The sequence below is a fragment of the Vibrio sp. 10N.261.54.A5 genome, from assembly GCF_041471145.1.
Lineage (GTDB): Bacteria > Pseudomonadota > Gammaproteobacteria > Enterobacterales > Vibrionaceae > Vibrio > Vibrio crassostreae_C.
On record NZ_JBFRNU010000044.1, the window covers coordinates 1 to 24,515 of the forward strand.

The window sequence follows — 24,515 nt, forward strand, 5'->3', positions numbered from 1 at the left end:
CAGGGCGCGAGCACACTTTGTTCAATTTATAACCCAAAGAAGACTCGTGCCCGATAATCATCGTTCCAAGCAGCCTTCTTCAACTTCACTTTTTGGCTTGGTGCACCACATTCGCATTGCTTCAGCATGTTCATCACAAAGCGTCTAAACAACGCTATATTTTCTACAGCACCATCTAGCGTGATCCGTGAGTAATCCTCTTTAAAAACAACATCTAATACGTAATGCTGGCTGTTTTCAATACGCCAATGCTGACGAATGTAGTGGCCTAGCATTTTGTGATTCGGCGACATAGAGCTTATGTAATATGAGGTGTCTACACTTCCTTTTCCGTTGATCACTCGATGCCGCTCCACCGCAATGATGCTTCGTACTGTCGGCCATTTCTCCGCAAGCTCTTTAGGTAACTTAGCCTTTAACTGAAATACATATCTTTCTTCACTGCGGCCATGGTGCTTCTCTTTGATTTCGGTAACTATTTTCTCTTTACCTGCTTCAAAGACAGCTTGAAATTGCTCCACAATAGCCACTCTCAATTTGGGCTGGTTGTTCTTCACTTGAACAACAACGTGAGCCTTTTTCTCTGCAATTTTCTCGAGCGTATCGCGCTGACAATGCAGGGCATCAATGGTGATGACACTGCCTTTTACGTTAATAACATCAAGCATTTGGCGTACAACGTTGATCTCGCCATTTTTGCTCTCAGTCGGCTTTTGACTCAAAACGAGGCCACGTTCAGTGTCGTAGGCGGTAACCAATTGTAACGCTGTTTTTTTGTCATTTCGGTATGAGCCACGCAGCACTTTTCCATCGAATGCGATTATCGGCTTGTGTTGACTAGTGCGTTGCTCGTTAATCCACAGGGCTAATGCCTCTAGCAAAGATTCTGCGACAACTGAACGTAAAATACGGGCTATTGTATGCCGACGTGGAATACCATGTTCAAATGTTCTGTATTTTCTCAGCCAATCTAGTTTGTCTTTCCCAAACAATTCAATATCTTGCCATCCTTCACATCCAGATGCGATGGCGCTAATTACAAGGAACATGACATCGATAAGATCATGCTTCTGATTAATGTCTGACCGAGTGTCTTGGACGACTGATAAGTGTTCGATTAAGTTCAAAATGGCTGTTTGATTGTGGATTTAGCACTATTAGATCATATTTGTTAACAAAGTGCGATCCCGCCCTGTACTCGGCAGCAAGCCGATTAATGCACGTCCAAGGGTCGATTTACCTGACCCTGATTCACCCACAATGCCTAGCGTTTCGCCTTGTTTAAGATTCAACGAAATGCCTTTTACGGCTTCGAAATACTGACTTTTACTCTTGATGAAATGTGATTTAACCAAGAATTGAACTCGGATATCGTCAGCACATAATAGTTCTGGAGCTGACGCCTCAACAGGAACCTTAGCGCCTTTAGGAATCGAGTTAATCAGCATGCGTGTGTAATCGTGTCTTGGATTCTCGAATAAGGCTTGAGTCATCCCTTCTTCAACTAGCTCACCTTTGCACATCACCAGAACACGGTCGGCAAAATGTTTTACTACGCCAAGGTCATGGGTGATGAACAAAATTGCCATGCCCATTTTGTTTTGGATTTCTTTGATAAGAGAAAGCACTTCCGCTTGTACGGTCACATCCAATGCGGTGGTAGGTTCGTCGGCAATCAAAATATCGGGCTCGTTGATCAAAGCCATCGCAATCATGATGCGCTGTAATTGACCACCCGAAAATTCGTAAGGGTACTTGGTGTACGACTTTTCTGGCATTGGCAAGTGCACAAGATTAAACAGCTCAATCACTCGCTGTTTGGCTTGAGACTTTGACACTTTACGATGCCACATAATAGCTTCTGCCACTTGAATGCCGACGCGCAGGTATGGGTTCAAAGATGTCATCGGCTCTTGAAAGATCATGCCGATTCTGTCGCCACGAATCGACTGCATTTCACGCTCTGATTTTTCGAGAACAGACTCGCCTTCAAACTCAATTTGAGACTGCGGATCAATAATGGCGTTGTCTGGAAGTAGACGCATCAGTGCGTTGGAAGAGACAGATTTACCAGAACCTGATTCACCAACAATGGCCAAGGTTTCGCTGGATTTAAGGGTAAAGTTAACCTTTTTCACCGCATCAACGATTCCATCGTTGGTTTTGAAGCTAACGGAGAGGTTATTGACTTTAAGAAGAGCCCGGTCCGACATGATATATCCTTATCAATTTAAGACATTAGGTGAAGATTGAACTTCTGACGTTGTTTTAAGTTGCCCAAAATGGTGATGAGCACGTTGAATTTGTTCTAGTTCGAGCATCCAATGCGAACTGCGCTGAGCGCTGCAAAAAGCGATCAGGTGATTGAGCAAACCTTCGCTCTGCTTTTCCAATAATCCAAAGGTACGTTGAATCAGCTCAGTGTTCTCCAGAGAGATAAATTGCATCAGAGCGTAAGATTGATTCAAGGTATCGAAGGCTTGTTGGTGCTGACCTAATTGGTTGAGTATCTCTGATTGAGCGACGCTCGCGTCTCTTAACCCGGCAAGCAAGCAGGCCAATTGGCAAGGCTTGATATCGCTTTGGTATGCTGCATCTTGGATGTGATGAGGAAGTGAGGTTAGAACATCACCATAAAGGCGTTGTGCTTCTGGCCAGTGACCTTGTTCCATTAACTGTTCAGCTTTTAGGTAGTGCATCCAGCATCGTTCAATTTCCATATCCACATCCTCAATTTATAATATCAGAAAATGTTAATGATATTTATTATCAATTGCAAATTGAAATCATTCACATGTTAAGTTGGTGAATTAAATGACGAGCTATTCCTAAAAATGGCTTAAATTGTGTGTTATTTGTTCAGTTGAACAGCTGTGTAGCGTAAGTCACTAAATTTGTAGGAAATTACATCTACACTGATTTTATCTACACCCAAGTAATGAAGGACTAAGGAGGCGGCGATGGCGATGCAAAGACTCAATACAGAACAGCTGTATCAGGTAGCGGATTTAGATAAGCTACCATGTAAGTCGACCAAAGAACTGGCTCCAATTGACGAAATCGTCGGGCAGGAACGGGCACAAAAAGCCGTTGAGTTCGCGATGTCAATCAAGGAAAAGGGTTACAACATTTATGCGATAGGGCGAAATGGTCTGGGTAAACGCACCATGATCTTGCGCTATCTGAACCGTCACCCTCAAGAAGTGCAGGAGCTTTTTGATTGGTGTTATATCGCGAACTTTGAAGATATTCGTACACCTAAGGTACTGAAATTACCTCGTGGCGTTGGCAGCAGCTTAAAGCAAGATATTGAAAAGCTAATGCGTAAATTGCTGAAAGGTATGCCTCTAGCGTTTGATAACGAGATGTACTTTAGCCGTGCTGATAGGCTTAAAAACCAATTAGCAGCTAAGCAACAAGCCGCGTTAGAAAGCATTAGCCAAGAAGCGAAAGACAAGGGCATTAACCTGACGATCACCACTCAGGGTGATTACCAGTTTGTGGCCATGAATGGGGATGATCTTCATACCGAAGAGAGCTTCGATCTGCTTTCGCCAGAAGAGCAAGACCAGTTCGATAAAACCATTGATGGATTGGAAGTCGGTCTGCGAACCATTTCTCGTGAGTTGACGGAACTTGAAGAAACGTACACTGAGAAAATTCAAAAACTGAATGATGATACGGCGCGAGACGTGATCACGCACTTCATCAAGCAATTGAAGAAGGATTACAGCCAATATCCAGACATTAAAAAGTACCTAACGGCACTGCGTAAAGACATTGTCGACAACGCTGACATCTTCTTAGAAGAGAGCACTGAGCAAGCCGAAGTTGCAACCGCTTCTTTGGATAAGAAAATGCCGCGTCGCTACAAGGTTAACGTGATTGTGAGCCAAAAGGAGGAGACTCTGCCGATCGTGGTGGAAGAGAATCCAAATTATCACTCTCTGTTTGGCTATGTAGAAACGGCAACGTTCAAGGGCACTGTCTTTACAGACTTCTCATTGATTCGTGCAGGTAGCTTACACAGAGCTAACGGTGGCGTATTGCTGATGGATGCGGTGAAGGTACTTGAGCAGCCGTACGTTTGGGAAGGCTTGAAACGAGCGCTGCGTTCACGTCAATTGAGCTTCACTTCATTAGAGAAAGAGGTGACCTTAACGGGCGCGGTATCGCTTGATCCAGAGCCGATTCCATTGGACGTCAAGATCATCCTGTTTGGCGACTACCGAACTTACCAACTGCTGCAACACTACGATGCAGAGTTTGGTGAATTGTTCCGTGTGACGGCCGATTTTGAAGATGAGATGAAGCGTACTCCCGATTCTGAAATGCACTACGCGCGCTTTATTTCGAGTATCGTGCACGACAACAACATGCTGCATTGTGACCGTAAAGCGATCGCTCGCATCATTGAGCACAGCTCTCGTCAGGCGGGTGACCAAGGTAAGTTGTCGCTGCACTCGGCACACATTGCTAATCTGCTTCGTGAGTCAAACTACGTGGCGAGAGGTTCAAAGTCGAACCTGATTCGAGCAACACACGTCGACCAAGCGTTATCTAACCAACAGATGCGTGTCGGACGACTGCAAGACAGTGTGATGGAGACGTTTACCAACGGCACAACACTGATCCATGTTGATGGTCAGGCGGTTGGGCAAGTGAATGCTCTGTCTGTATTAAGCACCACCGATCACATGTTCGGTGCGCCAAACCGAATTACTGCCACCACCGCTTACGGCGATGGTGAAGTGATTGATATCGAAAGAAACGTAGACTTAGGTGGCAGCATTCACTCAAAAGGCGTGATGATCTTGTCGGCTTACCTTTCTTCCGTATTTGGCAAGACAGCCAAAGTCCCGCTCACCACTAACATCACCTTCGAACAATCGTATGGTGGCGTCGATGGTGACAGTGCGAGTATGGCTGAGTTCTGTGCGGTGGTGTCAGCGTTTTCTAAGCAGCCAAACCGTCAAGACATCGCGATTACAGGCTCGATGAACCAGTTTGGTGAGTCTCAGCCTATTGGTGGTGTGAACGAGAAAATTGAAGGTTTCTTTGATGTGTGTGAAATCAAAGGGCGTTCAAACGAACAAGGGGTGATCATCCCGCGTTCAAATGTTCACAACCTGATGCTGCGTAGCGATATCGTGAAAGCGGTTGAAAAGGGCGAGTTTAATATCTGGGCGATTGACCATGTAACAGAGGCGATTGAGCTGTTCACAGGCAAAGCCGCTGGTGAAGCAAGTGATGAGGGTAGCTATCCAATTGATACTATCTTTGGTATCGCCCAAGCTAAACTGAACGCACTGCGCAAATAGTTTGAATATCTAGATAGCTAAACAAATAAACAAACAGCTAAAACGCAAAAGCCATCGATTCTAGAGTCGATGGCTTTTTTGTTGGTTACGATTTGGTTTACCAGTGAGCTATTTGTAGTTGGTCAGCTTGCTGTATTCGGTGAAAGTCGCGTGTTAAAAGGCGTTACCCATTTCGTAAGCAAAGCTTGGTGCCATCGAACTTCAGTTTTGCCAACAAGTGTTTGGCGTTAGCTCGGCCAATATCATCAAATTCGACACCGTATCGAGCGTAGTGTGTCGATTTCTGTAGATTGCAGACGATGCCTCGCAATGGCGGAATCAGTGGTCCGTTGTAGTTCTCAGGGGTTATCTCAATAGACACGCGATCGGCAATCTGAATCGCACGAGAGGTTGGTGAGGTAACGAAACGACAACCACTTTTCGATAAGTCTCTTATCTCACAGTTTGCTCGCTGGTCGTTGAAGATGATTCTTGAAGCCAGATTCACTTCATAGCGTGTTTCTTTACGCAGCTGAGTCACTTGCATCGTGCTTGGTGTTGAAAGTACAAGAATAGGGAAGGGTTCACCAATCTTATGGTGAATTTGGCTTCTAAAGTGGATAAGCGCGCCTTCACCTCGTAGAGAATACGCACGAGCGGTCATCCAAAAACCTTCTTGAAAGAAAAAGTTCAGATCTTCATTGGATACCTCGGGAACCTCAACCACAATACAGTTATCACTGTGCGTTCCGATAAACCTGGTGGTGGCGAGAAACTTCGTGCCAACGGGAGTCGAGACATTTAATGTCAGCTCACTGCCGTGCTCAATCATGGCCAGCGCATCAGTGCTATTGATGGTGGAAACGGTTCGATTACGAGGGTCTTGAAGTGCCTGATTATGCTCCAAAGGCTTCTTCAGGGGTGCGTTCATTATATGTTCTCCATGCGCCAACATGCGTCTGTTAGTTATATTGGTAACTTGCTAACAAGGGGTTATTACGTGCTAGATTTAGTAGGTGTACTAACGCAATTTATAGAGTGCTTTTAATTGGTTTGAATTTTATTTATAACCACACGCTATAATAATATTTTCTTTGATTGTAAGTACTTAGTTTTATTTATATGCACTTGCGTTAGTCTATTACAAGGAATTCATACTTCAAACTTTAATTGTTTGTCGTATCCATTATTTGCAGGAGTTGAGAATGCAGGCAGTTAAATGGGATCAAGATGTGAACCAGATCACGGTTGAGTTAGAACCAGATCAGTTTGCGGTAGTTAAGTATAAAAAGGATGGCGATGTACTGCATATCACCTCAACTCGAATCCCTGATGAACTGCAAGGCAAGGGCTTTGGTAAGGCGATGATGGAGTCGGTATTGCCTGAAATTGAACAAGCGGGCTTCAAAATTGTGCCGGTTTGTAGCTATGTGGTTCACTACATGAATAGGCAGCCACAGTGGTCACACCTTCTATCCGATAAAGCATAACAACGAGTAATATGTCTCAATCAATATCGTCGAATAATCGAGCTCAACCTGAAGCGGGTTCAAGTCAAAATCAGCCAGAGCTTTATCAACAAGAGTTTTATCAAAATGAGCTTTATCAAAAAATAGCGACCTCGCTGGGTTGTCATGAAGGGTTTGATGTCCAAGTGATTCAACGCCTATGGGGTGGATATGGCGAGTTAGTTCGCTTAGTCTTTTCTCAAGAAAGCAGTGCGGAACTCAAGAGTGTGATTGTTAAACATGTCGCGTTGCCAGATAAAGCTGAACACCCAAAGGGTTGGAATACCAAACTCTCTCACCAACGAAAGGTACACTCTTACCAAGTGGAAACAGCTTGGTATCAGTCATTCACCCAACAATGGGACGAGCGCTGCCCTGTACCTGTTGGGCTGCAATGTGAACTAGAAGAGAATGAGTGGCTGATAGTGATGCAAGACTTAGCGGATATTGGCTTCCCGTTGATCTCTCAGTTTGATGTGCTTGCTGCTTCTGACTATCAGGCATCTAGTTACACAAGAGAAGAGCAAAAACAACGTAATGCTTGCCTTAAATGGCTTGCTAACTTTCACGCAAAGCACATCAATATCAATCAAGAGCAGTTGTCATCATTGTGGCAAGTCGGTACTTATTGGCATCTAGATACACGCCCTGATGAACTCAATGCCTTGGCTGATTTACCATTGAAGAACCAAGCCAAGCACATCGACCGTTTATTAAAAGAATGTCCATATCAAACCTTAGTCCATGGTGATGCTAAGCTCGCCAATTTTTGCTTTGATTCGAAAAGCGAACGCGCGGCTGCGGTCGATTTCCAATATGTGGGTCACGGCTGTGCGATGAAAGATGTCGCCTTGTTCATGAGCAGCGCGATTAGGCCACAAGATTGCGCAGAGCTTGAATCAGAAGTACTAGGTGCTTACTTCCAGCACTTGAAAGAAGCATTAGCGCACTATCAACCACAGCTTTCATTTGATGAAGTCGAAGCCGCATGGCGACCAATGTTTTACGTGGCATGGTCCGATTTCCAACGCTTCGTAAAAGGTTGGAGCCCAGAGCACTGGAAGATCAACCCTTATACTGAGCAGTTGACCTTACGAGTGCTCACTCAATTAGACGAACAGGAGTCCGTCAATGTTCGATAGAACCGCGAGCTGGAAAACGCCGCAAAACTTCTTATTACTGATTTCGATTGTTGTCCCTATCGCGTTTTCGAGCTGGATGGCTCTGCTTAATAACTTCGTGATTGAGAAAGCGAACTTTGATGGCGCCGATATTGGTTTGTTGCAAAGTGTTCGTGAGATCCCAGGCTTCTTAGCGTTTACCGTGGTGTTTGTTTTAGCCTTCATTCGAGAGCAACGCTTTATGTTGATATCGCTGGCGATGCTGACCGTGGGCACGGCGATAACCGGTTTATTCCCTTCACTCACAGGCTTGTTGCTGACTACGGTTTTGATGTCGACGGGTTTTCACTATTTTGAAACGCTGAAGCAGTCTCTGTCACTGCAATGGTTGAGTAAAGAAGAAGCGCCCGAGATGCTGGGTAAAATGATCTCCGTTGGCGCGTTGGCATCCTTAATCACTTACGGATCTATCTGGGTGATGCTAGAACAGCTGAAGCTCGACTTTGCTTGGGTGTACGGTATTACTGGCGGTATTGGTTTTATTCTGGTTTTGGTGATGACCTTTGGTTTCCCTGAATTTCAAACCAAGACGCCACAGAATAAGAAGTTGGTGCTGCGAAAGCGTTACTGGCTCTACTACGCGCTAACGTTTATGAGCGGTGCGAGAAGACAAATCTTCACTGTGTTTGCAGGCTTCTTGATGGTAGAGAAGTTTGGTTACTCGGCTGCCGACGTCACATTGTTGTTCTTGGTTAATTACCTATTTAACTTCTTGTTTGCGAAGCGCATTGGTCGATTTATCGGTGTGGTTGGCGAGCGTAAAGCGTTGATCTTCGAGTATGTTGGCTTGATTGGTGTGTTTGTCGGTTATGGTTTGGTGCAAAGCGCGGAATGGGCGGCGGCACTTTACGTGATCGATCACCTGTTCTTTGCATTGGCGCTGGCGATCAAAACTTACTTCCAGAAAATCGCAGACCCGGCAGACATGGCATCAACTGCTGGTGTCTCTTTCACCATCAATCATATTGCAGCGGTCGTTATTCCAGTGGTGTTTGGTGTGATTTGGTTGTCTTCTCCTGCAACGGTTTTCTATATTGGTGCAGTGATGGCCGTGGTTTCTCTAGCGCTATCTTTAAACATTCCGAAGAAACCTGAAGAGGGCAACGAAGTGCGAATGTTTAGCTGGCGCTAATGTTGGTCTCGATATTATGAAATAAGCAAAAAGCTCCAATAGTGATATTGGAGCTTTTTGTTTATGTGGGATATGTATATCTAATCCGCAAAATAGGTTTCACGCGGATCAGTTTCTTACGGTTTTTAATTCGGTACGCAGCTTGAAGATTCCTTTAGGTGCCTTGGTCAGCAAAATGCCACAAAGTAGAGGGATCATCATAAGGAGAGACTGTTCAGATAGAACCTCACCATTGATGTAGCAAGAGATCAGTAGCGCAACCACTGGGAAAATCAGGAAGCAGATAGATGCTTGGAAAGGCGTCGAAACTTGTCCTAATTTAAAGTAAGCCACAATGCCGCCAACACTCGCTACAAAGCCTAGATAAACCACGGCTGAGATTGAATCCCAAGTGAAGGATTCAACATTCACGCTTTCACCCATCGCTGAAACTGCGAACAAGAATAGAGAAGCAATTAAGCTCGGAACGGCGTTGTAGGTAAGTACTTCGATGCCTTTACAGTGCTTTTGAACTAAAACATACATCACTGCGTGAATGGCAACAGCAAGGCCTAAACAAACCGTGCCAATAAGGTAGTCATCACCACCCATTTGCATTTCATTGCCAAGGATTAAACATAGGCTCACAACAGCTGTGACTAAACCAAAGATTTGATGTTTCGCCAATCGTAGGCCTAAGAATAAACCCGACATCAGCATGACAGCGACTGGCATGTTGGCGAAGATGATCGATGCTAGACCAGAAGAGATGTATTGCTCACCATAGATCATCAAAGTGAACGGAATAGCAAAATACATCAGTGCCACAATGAGCAACCATTGACGCTTACCCTTTGGAAATAGCAAAGGTTGTTTAAAGACTTTCGCTAATACCGCGAGCAACGGTGCTGCAAGTAAAAAGCGTAACGCAGTGGCAAAAATAGGTGGGATAGAATGCAATGCCACTTCCATAGCGAACCAAGTGGTTCCCCAAATTAAGCAAACAGAGACAAAAAGCAAGATAGTTAGCGACTTCGAATTCATGGTGACTACTCATTAATAATTATTTAAATCATAGGCTTGTGGCGCCTTAATGACGTGGCACAGTATAGAAAGGTAGTCGGAGAAAAGTTTTGCCTTTTTATCTCTAATTTGAGTTTTTTGTAGGAATAAAATCTCTAATATAATTATTTTATAGGAAATAAACTCACTATAGATAGTCTAAGTAAAGTCATCATTCTTTGTGAGGTCTAATTTTGCTCAGGAAGTAATCAACTCGCGAGCATGGCTGTTGGGTTATTGCTATCAGCATAGCAACAAAAAACACGCCTACAATTAGGCGCGTTTTTGCTCAATACGTTTAAGAGACGGTATCTACTGCGTAACAGGCTTAACTTGTTTGGACTGTCTTACTGCCAGAATAAGTTGTGGTAGCAGCGACATCACTATCATACCGGTCATTAGTGAATACTGGACTGCAGTGAATGATTCCCCCATCAACACCATACCGGTCACGATGCCCGCAACTGGGTTTGCAATGCCACCGAAGGTGAAATCAACCACCGACATACGTTGCAGTAACCATACGTACATGCCGTAACCCAGTGCTGTATTTAGACCAATAACCCAAACCAAGCCCATCGCATTGCGAGTATCGAAATGAGTCACAGCGTTAACATAAGGCTGCGGGTCGATGAATGCATGAACGCCAGACGCGACAGACAAAATAGTACCGCCCAGAATCAGTTGCCACGTTAATACCTTCCACCAGTGCATGCGGTTACCCAGTGACTTGGTAATGCTGCTGCCGATAACGATACACATGATCGCAGCGAACATTGCGCCTAAACCTATTGGGTTCAGAGCAATTTGGCTTGGGTTAAAGAGCACCCACGCCAACGTGATCAAGCCAATACCTGAAAGGGCTTGAATCAGATGTGGGCGCTGTTTTTTCACTACCCAGTGGAAGATCATCGCGAACACCGGCACAGAGATCATACCCACGCCAGAGATCGCCGAAGGTAGCGTTAGCGCCATTACGAAGATCAAGCCAAAGAAGGTCGCAATATTGATAAGGCCCAATGTGAAAATGATCTGCCACTCGCCTTTTTTAGGCAGCGTTGGTTTTACCGCTAGCAATAACAAACCAGCAGGTAATGCACGCAAAGCACCCAATAATAATGGTGGCCACTCCTGTAGCGTAAATTGCGTCACTGCATAGGTTGTTCCCCAAAAGAACGCGGGGATCATTGCTAATAATATGTTCATCTGAAATATCTTTACGTTAAGATAACTATTGTGTGAACTGTATACTGAGAACTAGTGGTTGTAAAGTATCTTTATGTTAAACTAGTTTGAAGTAATCAGACTAATAACGGAGCGAGATCGCAAATGGATGCTATCGACCGCGTAGTAGAGCAATGGGCAAAGGAAAAGCCTGAGCTAGAAACTGAGCCTATGGCAATGATGGGCCGGATTATGCGTATTGCCAAGTATATGGAGACGCAAGTTGCCGAGCTTCATAAAAAATACGACATGAAGCTGGGTGAGTTTGATGTGCTGGCGACGTTGCGACGTTCTGGAAAGCCTTACCGACTGACTCCGTCAGAACTGATCGGGTCGATGATGCTGACATCAGGCGCGATGACCAATCGCCTTGATAAGCTAGAAGCCAAAGGGCTGATCAGTCGTGAGCACAGTAAAGAAGATAGACGTAGCGTGAGTGTTCAGTTAACCAAAGATGGTCTCATTCTGATTGATCAAATGATGACAGAGCATGTCGAAACGCAAAAAAAGCTCGTTAAATCACTGTCTACTAGTCAAAAGAAGAATACTAACCAGTTGCTTAAAACATGGCTGAGTGCTTACGAGTAATTGACTGGCTGGATCGGCTTGCTGAATTTATTGAACTGAGCTAACTCAAACTGATTTGAAAACCGAAGTGATGAGCTTCGGTTTTTTTGTGTTTGTTAAACGGGGTTATTTCTCTGACTCATTTAGATGGCTTAGGCTGAGCCGAGGCTCTCCAGCACTTCTCTAACTTTTTCAAAGCAAGTGCTTCAATGAATTTAAGGCAATGGTAACAGCATTGAGGTTGTTCAATCTTCGGATTTAGTCAGTAATTTGTATGCGAGTATGTCTACTAAAATTTCAAACAAGTTGTTCTATTTTTCTCGTTATCATCTTAATGCTAAGTCGAATAACCTATCGGCAATGAAACTTATCAAGGCTTAGAACTATGAACACTAGATTGAACGACACACTGACTTTTTTCGCTCGTATTTTATTGGCTTACTTGTTTATTCAAGCGGGTTGGGGAAAGCTATTTAGCTATGAAGGAACGGCGGGATACATGGCATCTCAAGGCGTCAGCGCTTACTTGTTGCCTTTGGTTATCTTGCTTGAACTCGGTGGTGGACTTGCGATTCTAGCTGGATTTATGACTCGCTTTACTGCGTTGTCGATTGCGTTTTTCTCTTTGGTTTCCGGTGTTATGTTTCACTTCGACCCAAGTTCGTCGGGTCAAATGATTCATTTCTATAAAAACGTCTCAGTTGCTGGTGGATATCTGGCGTTAGCGGTACTTGGCGCAGGATCGTTTAGTGTTGATTACTGGCTGTCTAACAAGTTGAAGGAAGACGCTAAATGGACGCGCTTAATGGTTCTTGTACGTTAGCGTTCTTTGTCTAATCACACGTTATTCGTTAGTGTTGTTGGCGCAACTTATGAATAAAAAACCGAAGCCTAATCGCTTCGGTTTTTTTGTTCCTGTCTAAGAATTTCAAGTACAGCGAATTGGCGAGTTAAGCTTGTAGCATCTCGTCACTGAATAGCTCAGCACAGCCAATACCATTAATGGCGCAGCTTTCATCAATGTCTGAAATGTCACCGCTCACGCCGATAGCACCTAATACCGTTTTATCCTTGTCTCGAATCAGTAGCCCCCCTGGCACTGGCACCATGTTTCCGTGTGCCAGCACGTTTACGGCGGAGATGAATGCTGGTCGGTTGTCAGCATCTTGGGCGAGTTTTCTAGAGGAACAACCCAGTGCGAGTGCCCCCCACGCTTTAGCAATCGCGATGTCTGGTCGCATCATGCTAGAGCCGTCTTGACGTTGCAGAGAAATCAGCTTGCCACCGCTGTCTAAGACGGCGACCGTCAAAGGATCAGTGTGGATCTTGTTTCCTGCTTGTAAGGTGCCATCAATGATGGTTAACGCTTGTTGTAGAGTCAAACTTCCCATGTTATCTCCTAGTTTTTCAAGGGGCCGTGTACCAAGCTAAGTCAGCCAATCATGACTCTTGTTGGTGAGCATCATTGACTGATTCAGTTCGGTACAAGAGTCCTAACTGGACTCTTGTAATAGCCCATAGCTGGGTAAAGTTAGGAAGGCAGCGAACTCTTCGGCTGTAGAAAGTTGATAGAAAAGATCGGCTGTCTCTTCAAATCGACCTGCTGCATAGCGCGAGTCTCCGACTTCATGTTTTATGGTGTCTAGCTCTTGGTAAAGCCAAGAGTGGAATAGTGATTTGGTAAAGGTTTGGCCGTCATCAAGCGTGACGCCGTGGTGGATCCATTGCCAGATATTGGCTCTCGAGATCTCAGCGGTGGCGGCATCTTCCATTAGTCCGTAGATAGGCACACAACCGTAGCCTTGGATCCAAGCTTCGATGTAATACAGCGCGATGCGTATATTCTTACGTACTCCTGCTTCGTCGCGGCTGCCTTCACAAGGTTTTAGCAGAGAGTCTGCATTGATCACATGCTCTGGGCTTTGGAAGTCCATTTGGTTTACTTTGCCATCGAGGTGCTTATCAAAGATCGACATTGCCAAATCAACCAGTGCAGGGTGCGCGACCCATGTGCCATCGTGTCCGTTTTGAGATTCTCTCTGCTTATCTTCGATAACCTTGGCGGTGACACGCGCCATCTCTTGCGGATCTTTCGCTGGAATAAAGGCAGACATACCACCCATCGCCAGTGCGCCACGAGCGTGACAAGTGCGAACCAACAGTTGGCTATAGGCGTTGAGGAATTCTTGATCCATGCCGATGCCGTGACGATCTGGCAGGATACGATCTTGATGGTTCTTCAGCGTTTTGATGTAGCTGAAGATGTAATCCCAACGACCACAGTTCATCGCAACGATGTGATCACGCATGGCGTACAAGATCTCTTCCATTTGGAATACGGCTGGTAGTGTTTCGATCAATACTGTCGCGCGAATGGTGCCTTTTGGTACATGGAAATAGTTTTCGGTGAAGCTGAAAATATCGTCCCACCACTGTGCTTCTTCCATGCTCTCAAGTTTTGGAATGTAGTAGTAAACCCCTAAACCTTGTTGTGCTCGTGATTGATAGTTATGGAAAAAGTACAAAGCGAAGTCCATCAAGCAACCGCCGATAGGCTGATTGTTGAATTGGATGGATTGCTCAGGAAGGTGGATCCCTCGTGGGCGAGCGATCAGCAGTGCAGGATCGTCGTTTAATTGGTAACGCTTCTGCTTCTTCTCATCGAAATGGCTAATGGTGCCAAGGTTGGCGTCTCTTAGGTTGATTTGCCCTTCGACCATATTGGCCCAAGTCGGGGAAGACGCATCTTCAAAGCAGCACATGAAGACTTTCGCGCCTGAGTTTAGCGCGTTGATCACCATCTTTCTTTCGATAGGCCCGGTGATCTCTACTCGGCGATCGAGTAGCTCTGGTGGCGGTGTCGCCACTTTCCACTCTTTATTCTGGCGAATGGAAATGGTGTCCTTTCTGAAATTGGGTAACTCACCCTCGTCATATTGAGCTTGTTTTACGTCGCGGTCACTTAGCAGGGCATGACGGCGATCTCCAAACTTATTGACGAGAGCTTCTAAGAATTTTAATGCATCTTTAGACAAGATCTCTTTGTACTCGGAGTTGTCCATCTTCCCAAGTACCTGCATACATTGTACTTCTTCTCTCTCTTTTATGTCATTCATCATTGTTGTCTCCTTTAAACAATACGATGCCACTTTGTATACAAAATGCTCTTTTTAAGGATATTTATATTGTAGAAATTGTAAACAAGCAAACGGTATTTAACATTTATTTATCATTTGATCTTTTTGTAATTTATTTTCACGTAAAGATATTTTATGTAAAGCAATGAATTGTAAGCTTTTCAGGATGAGTGCGTACTTAATGTGATGGGTTGATGTAACGAAATTGTTTCATTCTGGGGTTGATAAATAGCGAGGATGGTTCATAGTACACAAAAGTTAGTTTAATTGTATACAATCTGAACTGGAGGTTCGAATGGCAATTATGAAAGCGATTGAAGCAGCGGTAGAAGTGCTTAAACGTGAAGGTGTAGACATCGCATTTGGTGTTCCCGGCGCAGCAATAAACCCTATGTATGCGGCTATGAAAAAGCTCGGAGGAATCGACCACGTCTTAGCTCGTCACGTAGAGGGTGCATCCCATATGGCTGAAGGGTACACGCGTACTAATCAAGGCAATATAGGTGTGTGTATTGGTACTTCTGGTCCTGCGGGAACGGACATGATCACGGGTCTTTATTCTGCGTCTGCTGATTCGATTCCAATTCTATGTATCACAGGCCAAGCGCCCCGTGCTCGTCTTCATAAAGAAGATTTCCAAGCGGTCGACATTGAATCTATCGCTAAACCAGTCACTAAATGGGCAACCACGGTGCTGGAACCTGCACAAGTGCCACGCGCATTTCAAAAAGCCTTTCATTTGATGCGTTCGGGTCGCCCGGGGCCAATCCTGATAGATCTACCGATTGATGTTCAGCTGGCTGAGATTGAGTTTGATATCGATACCTATGAACCGCTAGAACCTTACAAACCGCAAGCAACTCGCGCGCAGGTTGAGAAAGCATTAACCATGATGTCTCAATCGGAGAAACCGCTGATTGTATCGGGCGGTGGCGTGATTAATGCTGGTGCGTCTGAATTGTTGCAACAGTTTGCCGAGATCACTGGAGTTCCTGTGATTCCAACCTTGATGGGTTGGGGCTCGATCCCAGATGATCATGAATTAATGGCAGGCATGGTAGGGCTACAAACGTCTCACCGTTACGGCAACGAAACCATGCTCAACTCTGACTTTGTGTTTGGTGTCGGTAACCGATGGGCAAACCGTCATACCGGCTCTGTCGATGTTTACACCGAAGGCCGAAAGTTTGTTCACGTTGATATTGAACCGACCCAGATCGGTCGCGTGTTCTGCCCAGATTTAGGCATTGTCTCTGATGCGAAAGCAGCGCTAGAGCTAATGGTTGAAGTGGCGCAAGAGTGGCGTGACGCTGGCAAATTGCCGAACCGAAATGCTTGGGCAAGCGAGTGTCAGGAACGCAAATCGACCATGCTGCGTAAAACCAATTTCGATGAAGCACCAATGAAACCGATGCGTGTTTATGAAGAGATGAACAAGGCGTTTGGTCGTGATACTTGCTATGTGAGCACCATTGGTTTGTCGCAAATCGCTGCGGCTCAGTTCCTGCATGTTTATAAGCCGCGTAACTGGATCAACTGTGGTCAAGCTGGCCCATTGGGTTGGACAACGCCAGCCGCATTAGGCGTACGAGCTGCTGATCCAGATCGCGATATCGTTGCTATCTCTGGAGATTACGATTTCCAATTTATGATCGAAGAACTGGCGGTAGGTGCGCAGTTCAACTTGCCATACATTCATGTGTTAGTGAACAACTCGTACTTAGGTTTGATTCGCCAAGCGCAGCGCCAATTTGATATCGATTATTGTGTACAACTGGCGTTTGATAACCAGAACGCGCCAGAGCTTGAAGGCTACGGTGTTGACCATGTCGCGGTTGTTGAAGGTTTAGGCTGTAAGGCGATTCGAGTTCGTGAACCAGAGCAAATTGCCGCTGCGTTTGAACAAGCCAAAGAGTTGATGAATAAGCATAAAGTACCGGTTGTTGTTGAGCTAATTCTTGAGCGAGTAACCAACATTGCGATGGGCGTTGAGATCAATGCTATTAATGAATTTGAGCCACTTGCCGAAAGCCGCGGCGATGCCCCAACGGCGCTGGCGTACAAGTAATCATTAAGTCATGTGTATCCGTAGAGCTGAGGCTTAGCTCTACGGAAAAGCCTCCAATAGAGCGAGGCTCTACTACAAATAACTAGATTTTCAAAAATAAAGAATAAGGACAGAGTCATGGCAAAATTTGCAGCAAACTTGTCAATGTTATTCACGGAAGTTGATTTTATGGACCGCTTTGAAGCTGCCGCAGAAGCGGGCTTTCAAGGTGTGGAATACCTTTTCCCTTACGCCTTTGATGCTCAGGCAATCAAAGCAAAGCTCGATGCTAACAACTTAGAGCAAGTGCTATTCAACCTGCCTGCGGGTGATTGGGATGCTGGCGATCGTGGTATCGCGGTCGACCCAGCACGAGTTGAAGAATTTCAAGCGGGTGTACCTAAAGCCATCGCTTACGCAAAAGCGCTCGGTTGTACTCAAGTGAATTGCTTGGCGGGGATTGTTCCGCAAGGTGTGACCCAACAAGACGCGCAATCGGCGTTTGTGATTAACCTGCATTACGCGGCGAACGCGCTAGCAGCAGAAGGCATCAGCTTAGTGATAGAAGCGATCAATACACGCGATATTCCGGGCTTCTTCTTAAACACCACAGAGCAAGCTAAAGCGATCATCAAAGAGGTAGGGAGCGATAACCTTTCTATCCAATACGATATTTATCACATGCAAATTATGGAAGGCGATCTTACGCCGACCATGCAACAAAATATTGGCCAAATCGCACACGTGCAACTGGCGGATAATCCAGGCCGACACGAACCGGGTACTGGCGAAATCAACTACCCATTCGTGCTCAATTATCTTGATGAGCTTGGCTATCAAGGCTGGGTTGGCTGCGAATACAAGCCAAAAACAACAACGACAGAAGGCCTTGGTTGGCTGCACCAGTACCGTTAATTGAGTCTGGTAACCCTCAAACGTTAAGGAGAACAACATGTCTAAAATTGCATTTATCGGAACTGGCATCATGGGTAAACCTATGGCGAGTAACCTTCAAAAAGCAGGTCACGATTTGATTCTGTCGGATCACTTTAATGCAGCACCTGCCGACCTTGTGGCAGCGGGCGCAACGGTCTGTCATTCACCAGCGGAAGCGGCTGAAGCAGCAGATATCGTTATCTTAATGGTGCCGAATACACCACAAGTTGAAGATGTCCTGTTTGGTGACAACGGCGTCGAGAAAGGCCTAACGGCGGGTGGCGCAACGGGGAAACTGGTTATCGACATGAGTTCGATCTCGCCAATCGCGACCAAAGCAATTGCAGCGCGAATCAATGAAGGTGGTGCTTCATACCTTGATGCACCGGTATCAGGTGGCGAAGTAGGCGCTATTAATGCAGCGCTGACTATCATGGTGGGCGGTGAGCAAGACGCCTTTGACAAAGCACGTCCGCTATTTGAAATCATGGGTAAGAACATCACGCTGGTGGGTGATAACGGTGCAGGTCAAACCTGTAAGGTCGCAAACCAAATCATCGTTGCTCTGAATATCGAAGCCGTGTCTGAGGCGTTAGTCTTTGCTTCAAAAGCTGGTGCTGATCCAGCACGAGTTCGTCAAGCGCTATTAGGTGGCTTTGCTAACTCTAAGATATTGGAAGTGCACGGTGAGCGTATGGTTGAAGGCACATTCGACCCGGGCTTTAGAATCTCACTTCACCAAAAAGACCTCAACTTAGCGCTAACGGGCGCACAAGAGCTAGGGGTTGCACTACCTAATACGGCTAACGCTCAAGAGTTGTTTGGCGAGTGTGCCGAAATGGGCGGTGAAGGTTGGGACCACTCTGCGCTTATCCAAGCGATTGAGAAACGTTCTGACCACTCGATTCGCTAATTAATTAAGGCTGCTATCGATTCGTAGCCCAACAGTTTGTTTATAAATCGCGTAGTTTCGTCTCCTTTTATACGCGTTCCTGATACGAGGCAGAGGTTGAAGTTGTTCCTTTCCAACTTGATCTTAGCAGGCACCCTTTGGCCTTGTATCGGGGTTCTTTTTTTCTCCGTCAACTAAGGAGTGGCTGATGGACATTGATGCTAAGCAGTTTCTGCAAACCCTTTTCTCAAGTGCTGTTAATCAGGCGCTACCTAAAAATCACATCGAACCTTTTCTTCCTAAAGACATTTTTTATCGCTCTGCTAACCAAGCTGGGCGAACTGTCGTTATAGGAGCAGGTAAAGCAGCCGCGTCGATGGCCGCTGAGCTCGAAGCCGTCTGGCAAGTTAAACAACAGCAAGATCTCGCACTGCGTGATCTTGAAGGCTTAGTCGTGACCCGCTACGAACACACCGCCCCTTGCGAACATATCGAAGTGATTGAAGCTGCGCACCCCGTGCCAGATGCGATGGGCTTAGAAGTGAGCCAACGTATGCTGCAATTGGTGAGTGGCTTGAGCGCTGACGACACGGTTATTTGCCTACTGTCGGGTGGCGGCTCTGCACTATTAAGCTTACCCGGTGGTGACATCAGCCTAGCAGAGAAGCAACAAATCAATAAGGCGCTGCTTAAATCAGGCGCCGCCATTGATGAGATGAACTGTGTGCGCAAACATCTATCTTCGATAAAAGGTGGTCGACTCGCCAAAGCTGCGTATCCTGCAAGGGTAGTGTCACTGGCGATTTCTGATGTGCCGGGCGATGACATCAGTGTGATTGCATCGGGCCCAACCGTACCCGACACCACCACGCGTTTTGATGCGATGGCCATTTTAGAACGTTATCAAATAGAAACACCACGCTCGGCATTTGAATGGCTAAATAATCCAGAGTCAGAGACCATTAAGCCAGATGATGCCTGTTGGAAGAACGCGGAGCACCATATTATCGCTACCCCGATGTCGGCATTGGAATCCGCTGCTGCAGAAGCTGAAGGCTTGGGTATTCCCGCTTATGTGTTGAGTGATTGCATAGAGGGAGAAGCGCGAGATGTCGCGAAGGTGCATGCTGCGCTAGCCAAACAAGTGGCTAATAACAAGCACCCATTCGAGACGCCTTGCGTGATACTTTCCGGCGGGGAAACCACAGTAACCGTTAAAGGCAATGGTCGCGGTGGGCGTAACTGTGAGTTCTTGTTGAGCTTGTATAACGAGCTTAAGGGACAAGACAACATATTTGCATTAGCTGCCGATACCGACGGGATTGATGGCGTGGAAGACAATGCGGGCGCATGGATCACGCCTCAAACATGGCAACAAGGTTCGAGCCTGTCGCTTAAAGCGCAAGACTATCTCGATGCCAACAACAGCTACGATTTCTTCAAGCAAGTCGATGTGCTTCTTACCACGGGGCCGACGCTGACCAATGTGAATGACTTTCGCGCAATATTGATTCTTTAACTTGAACAGTTCAAAAACACGGTATGGAATGGTCGCTTCTTAACAAATAGAGCGGCCATTTTATTGTTATCAATGCGGTGACCTTGAGTTCTGAGATTATCTTCTGGACTAATGAAGCACGTTGATTACTATGATTTTAGTAACGAGCTGTAAAGGATGCAATATGTCTAGGATCAGACAAAAGAATCAAGATTTAATCATCGAAGTCGCGTGTGAACAATTCGCCACTCATGGTTATGCCGCAACAAAAATGGCCGATATCGCAAAAGCGGCCGACATTCCCAAACCCAACGTATTCTACTATTTCAGCTCTAAAGATAAGCTCTACAACGCTGTGCTTGAAACCGTCACTCAGCCTTTACTAGAAGCGTCTCGTCCGATTGAAGAGCTCAGCGATCCTGTTGAAGCCTTGTCCCAATATATTCAAACCAAACTGCTCATTTCTCGCGACCATCCACATGCCTCTAAAGTGTTTGCCAATGAAGTGATGTCTGGCGCGAAAGTGCTGCCGAAAGAGATTGGTGACGAGCTGTATAAGCAATCACAGATGATCCTTGATAAGTTCTCGACATGGTCGGCGCAGGGCCTAATGGACGATGTTCCCGCTCATCACCTGATGTTTACCATCTGGGCGGCAACTCAAACCTACGCCGATTTTGGCTGGCAGATTTGCAGCGTGATGCAGAAGGACCAACTCGATGATAAAGACTATGCCGATGCCGCTGAGTTCATCACTCAGCTAGTGATTAAAGGCTGTGGTGTGAAAGGGAGCACTTGAAAGCTGGAGAGTCTTGCTGAGAGTTGCTTTAAGCTTGCTCTTCAGGAAATTGAAATGCCTTATCGTAGAATAAGGCATTTTTTACGCTTGTATTTTAGCTGTATGAGGCTTAGCCAACTAACAAGAAGAAGAGAGCTGTTGCGACAATACCTATCAATGCGTAGGGGAATTGAGTGGTTGCGTGTTGCATTGAGGTACACCCGGAACCTTGAGCTGACAATACCGTTGAGTCACTAAAGAAACATGAGTGACTGCCCGCTGCTGATGCCGAAAGCAGAGCCGCAATAGTTAAATGTAGAGGTACGCCAAGTTGTTCGCCTAGAGGCAATACGATTGGCATAGCAACTGCAAAAGTTCCCCAAGAAGATGCGGTAGCAAACACCAATGCACCGGTGATCATAAAGATAATTGCTGGGAAGTAAGACGCCGATAGATAAGGGCTTACTGTCTCGATGACATATTGTGTCACTCCTAGAGAATCATTCACAGACTTCAGCATGAATCCACCAATCACCGTTGCCAATGGCAGCAGCATAACTTTGATTCCGTCGTAGACAGCTTCAAACATATCATTCATTGAGATTAGACGTTGAACACCATAGAAGCAGATAGTAAAGATAATTGCGACAAATACGCCTGCTAATAGATCAATACCGAAGTACCAGCTTGCACCAACTAACACCACCATAGGCAATAGGAAGTTGATTAATCCCATCGTTGGGTTGGTGTGCGCTGTAATATCTGCGCCAAAGTCGATGTCTGTTGCACCGTCAGGACGTACTTGACCTTTCTTCGCTCGTTCCTCAGCCTGCTTCATTGCGCCTAAATCCGGCATCTTTTCTAACGCAACGAGAAGGACGATTATCAGCGTAACCCAGCCATAAGCCATGTATGGAATCGCTTCAATATATGCTTTGATACCCTCACCAGCTTCAGCCACTCCATTCGCTTCAAGCAGTGAGCTAAAGAAAATAGCCCATGTTGATATTGGCACCAGAATACAAATCGGCGCAGCGGTGGAATCGACTAGATAAGATAGTTTTTCACGGGAGATGTTGTATCCGTCAGTAATCTTCTTCATCGATGATGAGATAGCGATCGCGTTCAGATAGTCATCAATAAAGATCATGATGCCGAGGAAAAAGGTCATCAGCATAGATTGTTTACGGCTCTTAACCTTTGTGACCAACATATCTGAAAAGCTTAAAATACTGCCGCCTTTTTCGAGAATTGCGATTAATCCCCCCATCAGTCCGCAAACTAGAACGATCCATGCAATGGTTTCGTTCATCATTACATCCATCGATATGCCGACAATTTGCTCAACGGCTTGCGCAGGATTGAGTAGTAGTACACCAGCGATGGTACCACTAAAAAGCGCCTCTACGGTGCGGTGTGTAGTTAGGGCGAATACCAAAACAAGTGCGGTAGGGAGAAGGCTCATCCATCCATAGGCCTCTCCTTCTTGGTGGTTCAATCCAATTGATGTGAAGAAAATGAAAGTCGCGACAACCAATAGAGATACCATGATGTGTTGACTGTTGATCTTCAGCGGCGCGTCCAACGCCTTAGTTTGCGTAGTCATACGTGTAGTTCCTTTGTTTATGCTGAGTGCAACATCCAGTCGATTTCTAATGGAGTGATGGCGCGTTCAAACTCCGCCAGTTCACTTCGTTTACAAGCTAAATATAGATCGACAAACTCTTTAGAGATGTACGGGGTCAGCTCACTGCGTTCTAGCTGATCGAGAGCTTCAGACATACGCAGAGGTAAGTCTATTGCATCATCACTGAGGGAGTTAGGACATTGGTCTTTGGTATAGTTTTCACTCGCTAATACTGCGGATAGTACTACTGCAGCGAGAATGTAAGGGTTAACGTCAGCTCCCGCAATGCGGTGTTCAATTCGGCGATTGTTGCTGTCGCTGATAGGAACACGCAGTGCGACACCACGATGGTTCTCGCCCCAGTCTGCTTTCGTTGGCACGTAAGCTCCTGGAACAAAGCGGCGGTAAGAGTTAACGTTAGGGCAAATCAAGGCCATGGAATCGGATGTTTGAGCAAGCATCGCGGCCATGGTTTGATAAAAGAGATTACTGGGTTCACCATCTTGTTGGCTGAAGTGGTTATTGTCGTTGGAATCCACCAAGCTAAGGTGGATGTGCATACCGTTACCAGCTTGCTCACTAAATGGCTTAGCCATGAAGGTAGCATCGAAATCATGTTGATTAGCAATTTGACGAATTAGGCGTTTGACGATGATGATTTCATCACACACTCGTAGTACATCTTTAGAGTGGTTGAAGTTAATTTCGAATTGTCCTGGGGCGGATTCAGATAGTGCCCCCGAAGTATTTAACCCTTGTTCTTGAGCGACTTTGTTAAGATCGGCCAAAAAGTCTGCGTAATCATCCAAACCATCTAAGTCATAGACTTCGGTATCTTTTTCTCGTGATTTTTTGTTTGGGTTGATGGCTGTTTGTAGTGCTCCCATCTCACCCCGCTTCCTGTCTATTAAGTAAAACTCTAGCTCTAAGGCAACACATGGATGTTGATCTTTGGTGTGTAACTTTTCGAGAATTTCACTGACGATATTACGAATAAAGAGCGGGTTTGGGGTGTGGGCTGACTCATCCATCATACTCAACATTATTTGGCCCACTTGCTCTTTAGCGGTAGGCATCAATGTATCCGCAATTGGGAAACACATGTTGTCTGGTTCTCCCAATTCTTCACCTAACCCTGCTGTTTCAACCACATTACCTTTGGTATCTAAAGTAATTGTCGAGAGGGGAAGAGCTACTCCTTTATGCAGCTTGTGTAGTGCACTTACTGGGATGCGCTTGCCTCTTGGTGTGGCATTGATGTCGGTAAAAATCAGATCAACAAACTCGATGTTGGGCCATTTTTGTCGAAAATTTTTAACTTCCTGTAGATACGATTCCATTGTGTTCTCCAACTAGCCTCTATTTGGTAAATTAAAAGTAATAAAAAAGAAACAAGTCAATTGTACTAATTAGACTAAAGTCTAGTTTTAAAGGTTATTTCCTTTTAATACATAAGCTTGCGTTGATTACTTTGAAATTTACAATTTTATTGAAAGATGTTTCTGTTAACTATTTTGTAACAGTTGATTGTGTTTTGCTCAATATAATGTCCAAAATTAGTCGTTTTTTTGACCAAAAAGGTGGGTTTGGTCACGCTTTGGTCATAATATCGAACATCGGTGTTGATAATTTTGTACATGATTTGTA

20 protein-coding genes and 1 pseudogene are annotated in these 24,515 nt (G+C 45.5%); 11 read left to right on the forward strand and 10 right to left on the reverse strand.

All coding sequences use genetic code 11. The features are described 5' to 3' along the window. Positions 1 to 26 precede the first annotated feature (26 nt). From AB4329_RS13445 to AB4329_RS13455, 3 genes and pseudogenes are all read right to left on the reverse strand, one after another. On the reverse strand, positions 27 to 1,127 hold the full coding sequence (locus AB4329_RS13445; RefSeq protein WP_102319868.1) for an ISAs1 family transposase: 1,101 nt from the start codon (positions 1,125 to 1,127) through the stop codon (positions 27 to 29). A gap of 39 nt (positions 1,128 to 1,166) precedes the next feature. Then, a pseudogene (locus AB4329_RS13450) lies at positions 1,167 to 2,213 on the reverse strand (ATP-binding cassette domain-containing protein); the annotation flags it as partial. A gap of 12 nt (positions 2,214 to 2,225) precedes the next feature. Beyond that, entirely contained in the window at positions 2,226 to 2,720 is a 495-nt protein-coding gene (locus AB4329_RS13455; protein WP_372138528.1) for a hypothetical protein, read from the reverse strand. Between the two features lie 240 nt (positions 2,721 to 2,960). Between AB4329_RS13455 and AB4329_RS13460 the strand changes: the two genes are divergently transcribed. After that, positions 2,961 to 5,321 (forward strand): Lon protease family protein, encoded by a 2,361-nt coding sequence (locus AB4329_RS13460; RefSeq protein ID WP_017061577.1) that lies wholly within the window; start codon positions 2,961 to 2,963, stop codon positions 5,319 to 5,321. 163 nt (positions 5,322 to 5,484) lie between these two features. Here the strand turns inward: AB4329_RS13460 and AB4329_RS13465 are convergent, their stop codons facing one another. After that, on the reverse strand, positions 5,485 to 6,231 hold the full coding sequence (locus AB4329_RS13465; RefSeq protein WP_017067648.1) for a flagellar brake protein: 747 nt from the start codon (positions 6,229 to 6,231) through the stop codon (positions 5,485 to 5,487). A 274-nt stretch (positions 6,232 to 6,505) separates the two neighbouring features. Between AB4329_RS13465 and AB4329_RS13470 the strand changes: the two genes are divergently transcribed. Genes AB4329_RS13470 through AB4329_RS13480 form a run of 3 tightly spaced genes read left to right on the forward strand, consistent with a single transcriptional unit; the run spans position 6,506 to position 9,121 of the window. Beyond that, positions 6,506 to 6,790 (forward strand): GNAT family N-acetyltransferase, encoded by a 285-nt coding sequence (locus AB4329_RS13470; protein WP_017065024.1) that lies wholly within the window; start codon positions 6,506 to 6,508, stop codon positions 6,788 to 6,790. Positions 6,791 to 6,801: 11 nt separating this feature from the next. Next, the gene (locus AB4329_RS13475) at positions 6,802 to 7,950 is read left to right on the forward strand and encodes a phosphotransferase (RefSeq protein WP_372138530.1); all 1,149 of its coding nucleotides are present in this window, start codon (positions 6,802 to 6,804) and stop codon (positions 7,948 to 7,950) included. After that, complete coding sequence (locus AB4329_RS13480; RefSeq protein WP_102320832.1) at positions 7,940 to 9,121, forward strand: MFS transporter; 1,182 nt, start codon at positions 7,940 to 7,942, stop codon at positions 9,119 to 9,121. The genes AB4329_RS13475 and AB4329_RS13480 overlap by 11 nt, the downstream gene beginning before the upstream one ends. Before the next feature lie 108 nt (positions 9,122 to 9,229). Here the strand turns inward: AB4329_RS13480 and AB4329_RS13485 are convergent, their stop codons facing one another. After that, positions 9,230 to 10,144, reverse strand: coding sequence for a DMT family transporter (locus tag AB4329_RS13485; protein WP_372073914.1), 915 nt, complete (start codon positions 10,142 to 10,144; stop codon positions 9,230 to 9,232). A gap of 330 nt (positions 10,145 to 10,474) precedes the next feature. After that, the gene (locus tag AB4329_RS13490; RefSeq protein ID WP_048611858.1) at positions 10,475 to 11,368 is read right to left on the reverse strand and encodes a DMT family transporter; all 894 of its coding nucleotides are present in this window, start codon (positions 11,366 to 11,368) and stop codon (positions 10,475 to 10,477) included. A gap of 123 nt (positions 11,369 to 11,491) precedes the next feature. Here AB4329_RS13490 and AB4329_RS13495 point away from each other — a divergent pair, with 123 nt between their 5' ends. Both AB4329_RS13495 and AB4329_RS13500 read left to right on the forward strand, forming a co-directional pair. After that, positions 11,492 to 11,974, forward strand: a complete 483-nt coding sequence (locus AB4329_RS13495; RefSeq protein ID WP_004732835.1) for a MarR family winged helix-turn-helix transcriptional regulator — start codon at positions 11,492 to 11,494, stop codon at positions 11,972 to 11,974. 364 nt (positions 11,975 to 12,338) lie between these two features. Beyond that, positions 12,339 to 12,776, forward strand: a complete 438-nt coding sequence (locus AB4329_RS13500; protein ID WP_102561877.1) for a DoxX family protein — start codon at positions 12,339 to 12,341, stop codon at positions 12,774 to 12,776. Positions 12,777 to 12,903: 127 nt separating this feature from the next. On the opposite strand, the gene AB4329_RS13505 is transcribed toward AB4329_RS13500, so the two are convergent. Together AB4329_RS13505 and aceB are read right to left on the reverse strand one after the other, a co-directional pair. Continuing rightward, positions 12,904 to 13,344 (reverse strand): heme-binding protein, encoded by a 441-nt coding sequence (locus AB4329_RS13505; RefSeq protein ID WP_372073911.1) that lies wholly within the window; start codon positions 13,342 to 13,344, stop codon positions 12,904 to 12,906. Positions 13,345 to 13,446: 102 nt separating this feature from the next. Beyond that, a complete protein-coding gene (aceB, locus tag AB4329_RS13510) occupies positions 13,447 to 15,072 on the reverse strand; it encodes a malate synthase A (protein WP_372073909.1) in 1,626 nt (541 codons plus the stop codon). Between the two features lie 313 nt (positions 15,073 to 15,385). Between aceB and gcl the strand changes: the two genes are divergently transcribed. The 5 genes from gcl (at position 15,386) to AB4329_RS13535 (ending at position 21,262) form a co-directional block, all read left to right on the forward strand. Next, entirely contained in the window at positions 15,386 to 17,158 is a 1,773-nt protein-coding gene (gene gcl / locus AB4329_RS13515; protein WP_086714505.1) for a glyoxylate carboligase, read from the forward strand. A 117-nt stretch (positions 17,159 to 17,275) separates the two neighbouring features. Next, on the forward strand, positions 17,276 to 18,052 hold the full coding sequence (gene hyi / locus AB4329_RS13520; RefSeq protein WP_017075254.1) for a hydroxypyruvate isomerase: 777 nt from the start codon (positions 17,276 to 17,278) through the stop codon (positions 18,050 to 18,052). Between the two features lie 37 nt (positions 18,053 to 18,089). Next, positions 18,090 to 18,986, forward strand: a complete 897-nt coding sequence (locus AB4329_RS13525) for a 2-hydroxy-3-oxopropionate reductase (protein ID WP_102556181.1) — start codon at positions 18,090 to 18,092, stop codon at positions 18,984 to 18,986. A gap of 187 nt (positions 18,987 to 19,173) precedes the next feature. Then, positions 19,174 to 20,484 (forward strand): glycerate kinase, encoded by a 1,311-nt coding sequence (locus AB4329_RS13530; protein WP_108099394.1) that lies wholly within the window; start codon positions 19,174 to 19,176, stop codon positions 20,482 to 20,484. A 163-nt stretch (positions 20,485 to 20,647) separates the two neighbouring features. After that, positions 20,648 to 21,262: a TetR/AcrR family transcriptional regulator gene (locus AB4329_RS13535; protein WP_372138532.1), complete on the forward strand. Its 615-nt coding sequence runs from the start codon at positions 20,648 to 20,650 to the stop codon at positions 21,260 to 21,262. A gap of 109 nt (positions 21,263 to 21,371) precedes the next feature. On the opposite strand, the gene AB4329_RS13540 is transcribed toward AB4329_RS13535, so the two are convergent. Both AB4329_RS13540 and AB4329_RS13545 read right to left on the reverse strand, forming a co-directional pair. After that, a complete protein-coding gene (locus AB4329_RS13540) occupies positions 21,372 to 22,847 on the reverse strand; it encodes a Na+/H+ antiporter NhaC family protein (protein WP_017067343.1) in 1,476 nt (491 codons plus the stop codon). Positions 22,848 to 22,864: 17 nt separating this feature from the next. Beyond that, on the reverse strand, positions 22,865 to 24,208 hold the full coding sequence (locus tag AB4329_RS13545; protein ID WP_017065013.1) for a glutamine synthetase family protein: 1,344 nt from the start codon (positions 24,206 to 24,208) through the stop codon (positions 22,865 to 22,867). Between the last annotated feature and the right edge of the window lie 307 nt (positions 24,209 to 24,515).